Annotated in this window: 6 protein-coding genes; 5 read left to right on the top strand and 1 reads right to left on the bottom strand. The window is 66.9% G+C overall.

Features of this window, described 5'->3' with window-relative positions:
• Window positions 1-204 precede the first annotated feature (204 nt).
• Both ACI1V7_RS28025 and ACI1V7_RS28020 read left to right on the top strand, forming a co-directional pair.
• Window positions 205-1,683, top strand: a complete 1,479-nt coding sequence (locus ACI1V7_RS28025) for a DUF2868 domain-containing protein (RefSeq protein ID WP_404535947.1) — start codon at window positions 205-207, stop codon at window positions 1,681-1,683.
• Window positions 1,680-3,155, top strand: a complete 1,476-nt coding sequence (locus ACI1V7_RS28020; protein ID WP_404535944.1) for a GTPase domain-containing protein — start codon at window positions 1,680-1,682, stop codon at window positions 3,153-3,155. Before ACI1V7_RS28025 ends, ACI1V7_RS28020 begins: the two co-directional genes overlap by 4 nt.
• A gap of 60 nt (window positions 3,156-3,215) precedes the next feature.
• On the opposite strand, the gene ACI1V7_RS28015 is transcribed toward ACI1V7_RS28020, so the two are convergent.
• Window positions 3,216-5,351 (bottom strand): TonB-dependent receptor family protein, encoded by a 2,136-nt coding sequence (locus ACI1V7_RS28015; protein WP_404535942.1) that lies wholly within the window; start codon window positions 5,349-5,351, stop codon window positions 3,216-3,218.
• Window positions 5,352-5,562: 211 nt separating this feature from the next.
• Between ACI1V7_RS28015 and adh the strand changes: the two genes are divergently transcribed.
• The 3 genes from adh (at window position 5,563) to ACI1V7_RS28000 (ending at window position 8,893) form a co-directional block, all read left to right on the top strand.
• Window positions 5,563-7,083: an aldehyde dehydrogenase gene (gene adh, locus ACI1V7_RS28010; protein WP_404535939.1), complete on the top strand. Its 1,521-nt coding sequence runs from the start codon at window positions 5,563-5,565 to the stop codon at window positions 7,081-7,083.
• An 11-nt stretch (window positions 7,084-7,094) separates the two neighbouring features.
• Window positions 7,095-7,469 (top strand): DUF779 domain-containing protein, encoded by a 375-nt coding sequence (locus ACI1V7_RS28005; protein WP_404535937.1) that lies wholly within the window; start codon window positions 7,095-7,097, stop codon window positions 7,467-7,469.
• Between the two features lie 272 nt (window positions 7,470-7,741).
• Entirely contained in the window at window positions 7,742-8,893 is a 1,152-nt protein-coding gene (locus ACI1V7_RS28000) for a porin (protein ID WP_404535934.1), read from the top strand.
• Window positions 8,894-9,255 lie beyond the last annotated feature (362 nt).

Here is a 9,255-nt window from a genome sequence, read left to right as displayed (position 1 = left end):
CCCGAACAGGACCGTGAAACGACTTTGCGCCGATGATAGTGCTGCAACCAGTGTGAAAGTAGGTTATCGTCAGGCTAGTTATATGAAAAACCCCACCAGGTGATCCTGGTGGGGTTTTTTGCTTTGGGGCGCCCGATCGTACGGTCGCCTGCCGCGAACTCGGGCACAATGCTCCTGTAGACTTGTTGAAACGACAGGAGGACCATGAACGAGCAGGCTGCACGCAAGGTCGAGCTGATGCGCGCCATCGAGACGGCGGACACCAAACACGAGATTCTTTCCGAAGACGACCGGCTGTACGCAAGCCGCAGCGCCCGCGAGCTGGCGAACTGGCAGGCAGCGGAAGGCAAGGGCGCTCCCGCGCTCGAACTGTTCCTGCAGCAGCGCGCCGACCTCGTCACCAAGCGTCTCGCCGAGCGCACGCCCGCCTTCGCATCGTTCCTGCACCGCCGTCCGCTGATGCCGGCCTTTGCCGTGCTCCTGCCCATCCTCGGCTTCCTTGCCGGCGCGGGCCTGGACCGCATCGCCGATCCGCACCGCGTCGACCTGCTGTCGGCACCGCTCCTCCTGATCATCGGCTGGAACCTGCTGGTCTACCTGGCCCTCATCGTGTGGGCCGTGATCCCGTCGAAAAGGACGGGGTGGGCCAGCCCGAGCCTGCTGCGCCGCCTGTCCGTCGGCGCGGCTGGCCTGCCGCGCAAGCTGCCGGCGCCGATGGCCGCGGGGCTCACCCAATACATCGCCGACTGGTCGCAGCTGGCGGCCAAGCTGACCAGCTTGCGCCTGGGCCGCACCGTGCACTTGGCCGCCGCCGCGTTCGCCCTCGGCGCCATCGCCTCGCTGTACGCGCGCGGCGTCACGACCGCCTATGCGGCCGGCTGGGAAAGCACCTTCCTCGATGCGCAGCAAGTGCACACGTTGTTGTCCGCGTTGTTCGCGCCGGCCCTCGCCGTGTTCCCGCTCCAGGGATTTTCGCTGGCCGACATCCAGGCGCTGCGCTTCGTGCAGGAGCCGTCGCCGGCCGGCGGCGCGCGCTGGGTGCACCTGTACGCGGCGACGCTGCTGCTGTTCGTCGTGCTGCCGCGCCTCGTGCTGGCGATCGTGTCGGCGCTGCGCGCCCGCCTGATCGCGCGCCGCTTCCCGCTCGACCTCGGCCAGCCGTATTACCGCGCGCTGGCCGACCGCATCGGCGCGTCCGGTCCCGCCGTGCTGCGCGTGATACCGTACAGCTTCACGGTGGACGAATCCCGCCACAAGGGACTGGCTGCGATCGCCGCCAAGGTGCTGGGCGAACAGGCGCAGCTGATGCTGCGGCCATCGTCGCCGTATGGCGAGGAGCCCAAGGATACGCTGCGCGACGCGCGCCTGGACGATGCCGACGTTGCCGTCACGGCCGTGCTGTTCAACCTCGCGGCCACGCCCGAACGCGAGAACCACGGCGCCTTCCTCGACTACCTGGCGCGCAACACGCCGCGCGGCATCGCCGTGCTGCTGGACGAATCGAGCCTGGCCGAACGCGGCGCAGGGCAGGCCGGGTTCGATGCCCGGCTCGAGGAGCGTGCGTCCCTGTGGCGCCAGTTCTGCCAGTACCACGGCACGACCGCCACGGTGGTCGACCTGCTGCATCCGGACAAATACCCGCTCGACGTCGGCGCGGGTCTGGCAACATCGAGGCTGTCATGAGCCAGCCCGTCGACATCCAGTTCGCCCTCGTCTCCCACACCAACAACGGCAAGACGACGCTGGCGCGCACGCTGGTCGGTGTCGACGTCGGCGAGGTGCGCGACGCGGCCCACGTCACCGTCACGTCGGAAGCGCACCTGCTGCAGCAGAGCGCCCAGGGTGACCGCCTGCTGCTGTGGGACACGCCCGGTTTCGGCGACTCCGTGCGCCTGCTGCGCCGCCTGTCCATGGCGGGCAACCCGATCGGCTGGTTCCTGCGCGAAGTCTTCGACCGCTACCGCGACCGGCCGTTCTGGCTCAGCCAGCAGGCGCTGCGTGCTGCGAAGGATGCCGCCGACGTCGTGCTTTACCTCGTCAATTCGTCTGAGGATCCGCGCGATGCCGGCTACCTGCCCGCCGAGATGCGCATCCTGGAGTGGCTCGGCAAGCCCGTCGTCGTGCTGCTCAACCAGCTCGGGCCGCCTCGTCCGGACCAGCAGGAGCAGGGCGAGCAGGCGCGCTGGAAACAGCACTTGTCCCAGTACCCCATCGTGCGCGACGTACTTCCCCTGGACGCCTTCGCGCGCTGCTGGGTGCACGAGGACGTGTTCTACGACCGCGTCGGCAAGGTCATCGAGGAATCCAAGCGCGACGGCTACGCGCGCCTGCTGGCCGAATGGCAGGCGGGTAACCTGCGCCGCTTCCACGCTGCGCAGGCCTTGAACGCCCGCCTGCTGGCCGACGCGGCGCGCGACGAGCAGGCGATCGACACGGAAGGCAAGGGCAGCTTCCTGCGCTCGGCACTGAAGACCGTAGGCCTGGGCAAGGACGAGCAGAAGCGCCAGGACGCGGCGATGGCCGGCCTGGTCGAACGCCTGGAGCGGCGCATCGCCGACACGACCGTCGAACTCTTGCGCCTGCACCGCCTCGATCCCGGCCAGGCGGGCCGCATCAATGCGCGCGTGCGCGAGAACTTCGCCGTGCGCGCGCCGATCGACAAGGCGCAGGCGGGCCTGCTGGGCGCCGTGGTGTCTGGCGCGGCGACGGGATTGTCGGCGGACCTGATGGCGGGCGGCCTGACGCTGGGCGGCGGCGCGTTGCTGGGGGCGATCGTCGGCGGCTTGACGGCGGCCGGCGCCGCCTGGGGTTTCAATACGACGACCGACCGCGAACGGCCGGACGTGCAGTTCGCCGACCCGTTCCTGCGCACGCTGCTGGTGGGCAGCGTGCTGCGCTACCTGGCGGTGGCGCATTTCGGCCGCGGTCGCGGCAACTTCGTGGAAGGGGAGGCGCCGCCGTTCTGGCAGGCCGAGGTCGAGGCGGCACTGGCGCGGCGCGACGCCGAACTGGCGCCGTTGTGGAAGGCCGTGCGCGAGGCGCCCGATGCGGCGGCGGCTGCCACGCGCATCCAGGCGCTGGTCGGCCAGGTCACCGTGGAGACGCTGGAGCGCCTGTACCCGGACCACGCGGCGCGGGCGCTGGCCCGCGCGTAGATCGCAGCGACGCCAGTTCTGGCGTCGGAACTGGTCTCACAACTTTCCTCGCAACCGGCCTCAGAACTGGTATTGCGCGCTCATGCCCAGCATCCAGTTGCGGTCCGGCGCCGCTTCGTAGTAGCGGCGGTTGCTGTCGCCCACGATGACGGAACCGACATAGGTGCGGTCGAACAGATTGTTCACGCGCGCGTATTCGCGCAGGCGCCACGGGCCGATCTGCTGGCGGGCCTGCACGCGCGCATTGAAGATCGCATAGCCGGGCGCCGGCACCGCCGTATTGGCATCGTCGGGATGGACCTTGCCGTTGGCGACGGTTTCCAGCGCCGCGCCCCAGCGCCCGTCCTCGTTCTTCCAGGCCAGCTCGCCGAACAGGCTCGTGTTCGGCACGCCCGGCAGGCGGTTGCCGTCCGCCACGCCGGCAAAGGCTTCGTCGTAGATGGCGCGCAGCACCGTGGCCGCGACGCGGGCCGAGAAGCCGCCGCGCAGGTCGGCATCGATCGACAGTTCGACGCCCTGGCGCAGCGTCTTGCTGGCGTTGCGGTAGCTGGTGCGGCCGCCGCTGGACGCATCGACGACCAGCTCGTCGCGGGTGCGCGCCTGGAACAACGCAGCATTGATGCGCACGTCGCGCGTCGGCATCGCCTTGGCGCCGATCTCGAGCTGGGTGCTGGTGGCCGCGCCCAGGTCGTAGTTGAAGCCGCCGCCGGTGCCCGAATAGAACACCTCGTTCAACGTGGGTGTCTCGAAGCCGTGCGCCGCGCTCGCATAGAGGTTCAGTTGCGGCGTCGCCTTGTACAGCACGCCCAGCATCGGCGTCGTGTGGCTGTAGTCGACGCTGCCGCTGTCGTTGCCGTTCGATAGGTAATGGTCGTCGACGCTGAACTTCACGCTGCTGTGGCGCAGGCCGCCCGTATAGACCCATTGGCCGCGCTCCCATTCGACCTGGACGTAGGGATCGACGTTGCGCACGTCGTCTTCCTCGTCGCGGCGCAGGGCGCCCTTCACGCCGAACCGGTCGCCGATATAGTTTTCGAAGCCCTGGCGCGCATCTTTCGACTTGCCCGCCTCGAGGCCGACGACGGTGCGCAGGGTGCCGTCCGCGAACGGGCGCGACATCGTCCAGTTGGCGTCGATGCCGTAGAAGTCGCGGTCGAAGTCGACCACGCCGCCCGAATGGCTGGCCGGGGCCTGGAAGCCTTTCGAGAATGACTGGTACTGGATGACTTCGCGGTTGCCGCCGTAGACGGTCAGGCGCAGGCGGTCGTCGCCGAAGCGCTGGTCCCAGGACAGGCCGATCTGCTGGTGGTCGATGCTCTTGCGCGTGTCGTAGCGGTCGGCGAGGGTGCGCTGCGGGCGCGCCGTGTCGGTGGTGTCGATCTCGCCGGCGCGCGGGTCGCGCTGGAAGGTGGTCCAGCTGACGCCCAGCGGATCCTGGGTGTCGTCCTGGCGCAGGCCGCTCGCGGTGATGGTCAGCTTGCTGTCCGCGTTCGGTTCGTAGGTCAGCTTGGCATAGGCCTGGTCGCGGCGGGCGGCGCTGTGCGCGCGGTAGCCGTCCGTGTCGAAACGCGAGGCGTCGAGCAGCCAGCCGAACTTGCCTTCCTTGCCGCCGGCGTTGATATCGGTCTTGTGCGTGCCGTAGCTGCCGGCCGAGTAGCCCACTTCGACGTCGGGCCGGCCTTCGGGATCGCGGGTGAACAGCTGGATCACGCCGCCCGCATGGTTGCCGTACAGCGCGGACAAGGGGCCGCGCAGCACTTCGATGCGCTGGGCCATGTCGAGGTTGAACGTGGCGGCCTGGCCCTGGCCGTCCGGCATGGTGGCCGGGATGCCGTCGGCGATCAGGCGCACGCCGCGCACGCCGAAGGTCGAGCGCGCGCCGAAGCCGCGCGAGGAGATCTGCAGGTCCTGCGCATAGTTCTGGCGGTTCTGCACGACCACGCCGGGCACGGCATTGAGCGCTTCGGACACGTTCACGCGCATCTGGGCGGCATCGATGCGGCCGGCATCGACCACGTCGACCGAGGCCGGCAGGTCGAAGCTGAGGTGTTCGGCACGGCTGCCGCTGACGACCACGACGGGAATCGGTGCGCCCGTCTGGACGGGCTGCGCGGGCAGGTCGGGAGCGGCGGATGCCGAGCCGGCGGCGAACAGGGCGGCAACGGCATTCAGGCGCAACAGGGGGGACTTCATCATTTCTCCAGCAAGGGGTATGGGTAAACCGTCAACAATATACCCGCCGCGCCGCAAGTCTGCAGTCCGTGGGCGCAAACGTGTGGGGTGTTGTTCCGTTTCGGATCACCTGTACCGGGGATGCAGCAGCACCGCATCGCATCCACGGGCATCGCTTCCTGGCATGGCATTTGCGACAGCGGAGGAACAACGACAACCAAAGAAAGAGGACGACATGAATCTCGCGGACATCAGCAAGCTCGGCGTCGCCAATCCCTTCCGCCAGCGTTACGACAACTACATCGGCGGCAAGTTCGTCGCCCCCGTCAAGGGCGACTACTTCGCCAACGTCACGCCGATCACGGGCCAGCCGTTCTGCGAAGTCGCGCGGTCCACGAGCGAAGACATCGAGCTGGCGCTGGACGCCGCCCACGCGGCAAAGGACGCCTGGGCCAAGACCTCGCCGGCCGAGCGCGCCAACATCCTGCACCGGATCGCCGACCGCATGGAGGAAAACCTGCGCACGCTCGCGACGGCCGAGACCATCGACAACGGCAAGCCGATCCGGGAGACGATGGCGGCCGACCTGCCGCTGGCGATCGACCACTTCCGCTATTTCGCCAGCTGCATCCGCACGCAGGAGGGGGCGATCTCGACTATCGACCACGAGACCTATGCCTACCATTTCCACGAGCCGCTGGGCGTGGTCGGCCAGATCATCCCGTGGAACTTCCCCATCCTGATGGCCGTCTGGAAGCTGGCACCGGCGCTGGCCGCGGGCAATTGCGTGGTGCTGAAACCGGCCGAGCAGACGCCGGCATCGATCATGGTGCTGCTCGAGCTGGTCGCCGACCTGCTGCCGCCGGGCGTGGTCAACGTCGTCAACGGCTTCGGCCTAGAGGCGGGCAAGCCCCTCGCATCGAGCCGGCGCATCGCCAAGATCGCCTTCACGGGCGAGACGGGAACGGGCCGCCTGATCATGCAGTACGCCGCGCAGAACCTGATCCCCGTGACGCTGGAGCTGGGCGGCAAGTCGCCGAACATCTTCTTTGCCGACGTGATGGATGCGGACGACGACTTCCTCGACAAACGTCTGGAAGGCTTCGCCATGTTCGCGCTGAACCAGGGCGAGGTCTGTACCTGCCCGTCGCGCGTGCTGGTGCAGGAGTCGATCTACGAGCGCTTCATGGAACGCGCGCTGGCGCGCGTGGCGCAAATCAAGGCCGGCAATCCCCTCGACGAAGGCACGATGATCGGCGCCCAGGCTTCGCAGGAGCAGCTGGAAAAGATCCTGTCCTATCTCGACATCGGCCGCCAGGAGGGCGCCGAGGTGCTCGCCGGCGGCGAGCGCGCCACGCACGAGGGCGAACTGGCCGGCGGCTATTACGTGCGGCCGACCGTGTTCAAGGGCGACAACGGCATGCGCATCTTCCAGGAAGAGATCTTCGGGCCGGTGGTATCGGTGACGACCTTCAAGGACGAGGAGGAGGCGCTGCGCATCGCCAACGACACGCTGTACGGCCTGGGCGCGGGCCTGTGGACGCGCGATGGCAGCCGCGCCTTCCGTGTCGGAAGGGCGATCCAGGCGGGACGCGTCTGGACCAATTGCTACCACCTGTACCCGGCGCATGCGGCGTTCGGCGGCTACAAGCAGTCCGGCATCGGGCGCGAGAACCACAAGATGATGCTGGACCATTATCAGCAGACGAAGAACCTGCTGGTCAGCTACAGCCCGAAGGCGCTGGGCTTCTTCTGACGGCGGCGTGCATGGCGGATGCGATCCCACGGGTGAGGGCGACGGACGCGGCGCTGGCTTTCATCGGTGAACTGCGCGCGCGCTACGGGCCGCTGATGTTCTTCCAGTCCGGCGGCTGCTGCGACGGCAGCGCACCCATGTGCTATCCGGCCGGCGAATTCGGACTGAGCGACGACGACGTCCATCTGGGCGACCTGGACGGCACGCCCTTCTATATCGGGGCCGAGCAGTTCGCCTATTGGCAGCACACACAGCTGATCATCGACGTCGTGGCCGGCAACGGCGGCATGTTTTCGCTCGATAACGGTACCGGACGCCGCTTCCTGGTCCGCTCGCGTCTGTTCAGTGACGAGGAGTGGCGCCAACTGGACGGTGCGCGTCCATAGGCGGACGGCGGGCGCGCAGCAATGTCATGGGCTGGTCTTTGCGGTGGCTTCGGCCACCGCTTCTTTTTTCCATCGAGCGAATGATGAGGCTGCTGTCACGCAGGCGCCTGATCAGGAAAAGCACAGGCGCATGCGCCGGCTGATCCGTTTCTCAACAGCGTAACGGCGCGCTTCCCGCGCCTGGCCCCTCGGTCTGCTCAGGCATACAACTTGCCAGCGCCTTGGCTGCATCGACCCGATGCGCATACTTCAATAAGAAAGCGAGGAGACCGATGAAGAAGCTATTCCTGGCGGTTGCACTGGCCGCGTGCATTCAACAGGCCGGCGCGGTGGAGCTGAAGGCCGGCGACTGGACGGTGTCGATCGGCGGCATCGTCAATGCCTACTATACGACCGTGTCCTGTGGCGGCGACGAGGTGGGAGGGCTAGCGCTTGCCGGAACGGCGCTGGGCTGCGGCGGCGAGGATCGCCGCACCACCGTCGGCAACGGCCTGCTGCCCAATGCCCTTCTGACCACCGTGTCGTCGCAACAGGGCGGCTACGATGTCGCCGCGACGATCGGCATCTATGCCGCCACCGCGACCGACAGCGCGATTTCCCAGAACAGCGAAGTGGACGTGCGCCAGGCATTCTTCACGTTCGGCACGCCGACCCTCGGCACGGTCAAGCTGGGACGCGACTACGGCCTGTTCGGCCACCTCGCCATCCTGGGCGACATGACGCTGATCGGCGCGGGCGCTCCGGTACAGGCGACCCAGCGCGGCCGCGTCACCCTCGGCCACCTGGGCGCCGGCTACGCGTGGCCCGGCATCTATGGCCAGATCGCCTATACGACCCCGAAGAACGCCAGCGGCATCACGGTGGACATCGGCGTCATGAGCCCCGTGTCCGATACGCCGGTCGTCGCGGGGCCGCGCTATTCGACGCGTTCGAGTCCCCAGGTCCAGGGCCGTGTGCAATTCGAGCGGGGCGAGTTCAAGGGATGGGTGAGCGCCAAGGGCCAGCACTTCGAATCGATCACCGAAGGCGTCGACGACTTGAACATGCACGCGGTTGAAGTGGGCGTCTCCTGGGAGAGCGGTCCGATCGGCCTGTTTGCCAACGTCCAGGGAGGCAAGGCGCTCGGCATCCTGTCCGACGCCGACCAGGGCGACACCCGCTCGAAGAGTTACTTCGTGCAGGGCACATACAAGGTAACGGACGCGCTGAAGCTGGGGCTGAATTATGGACGAAGCAAGAATGACGACGATACCGTCGGCGCGGCGGGGCTGAAGTCGAACGCCAACGTCACGCTTGGCGCCTACTATGCGCTCAACAGCGTGATCACGCTGGTGGCGGAAGTGGGGCAGACCCGGTCGAAAGACTTCTTCGGCAATACCGCGCATTTGAATGGCGGCTCCGTGGGCGGCATCATTTTCTTCTGAGGAGGCCGTGCTGCCGGCCTGGTCAGCAAGACGCTGTGGCCGGGCCGCAGGTTTCGTTTCCATGCCTCTTGCATCACTGTCCCCATGTTTGCTATAGTCTTGTTCCTCCGACGCAGACGCAGCTTCACGGCAGCGAAAGCGGAAGAAAAAGAAGAGTTGACGAGTTAGACGAAACGCTGCATAATCTCTCTTCTCTGCTGCTGACGAACACAACGATTCGCAAGCGCAGCAAGGCAGTACAGAATTCGAGTTCTTTAACAATCAACAGTCGATAAGTGTGGGCGTTTGATGAAGTGCCAGCAGCTGCTTCGGTAGCTGCTGAATGCTTAAATTATCAAATGTTCACGCAAAAGAAATACGTT

The organism is Massilia paldalensis, assembly GCF_044901715.1.
Classification (GTDB): Bacteria; Pseudomonadota; Gammaproteobacteria; order Burkholderiales; family Burkholderiaceae_D; genus Telluria; species Telluria paldalensis.
The sequence above is the reverse complement of the archived record's forward strand: the minus strand, read 5'-3'. Positions and strand labels throughout refer to the sequence as shown.

Bases quoted from the DNA above. Each gene is read 5' to 3' on its own strand.
- ACI1V7_RS28025 (WP_404535947.1), top strand. From the start codon at position 205: ATGAACGAGCAGGCTGCACGCAAGGTCGAGCTGATGCGCGCCATCGAG.
- ACI1V7_RS28020 (WP_404535944.1), top strand. From the start codon at position 1,680: ATGAGCCAGCCCGTCGACATCCAGTTCGCCCTCGTCTCCCACACCAAC.
- ACI1V7_RS28015 (WP_404535942.1), bottom strand. From the start codon at position 5,351: ATGATGAAGTCCCCCCTGTTGCGCCTGAATGCCGTTGCCGCCCTGTTC.
- adh (WP_404535939.1), top strand. From the start codon at position 5,563: ATGAATCTCGCGGACATCAGCAAGCTCGGCGTCGCCAATCCCTTCCGC.
- ACI1V7_RS28005 (WP_404535937.1), top strand. From the start codon at position 7,095: ATGGCGGATGCGATCCCACGGGTGAGGGCGACGGACGCGGCGCTGGCT.
- ACI1V7_RS28000 (WP_404535934.1), top strand. From the start codon at position 7,742: ATGAAGAAGCTATTCCTGGCGGTTGCACTGGCCGCGTGCATTCAACAG.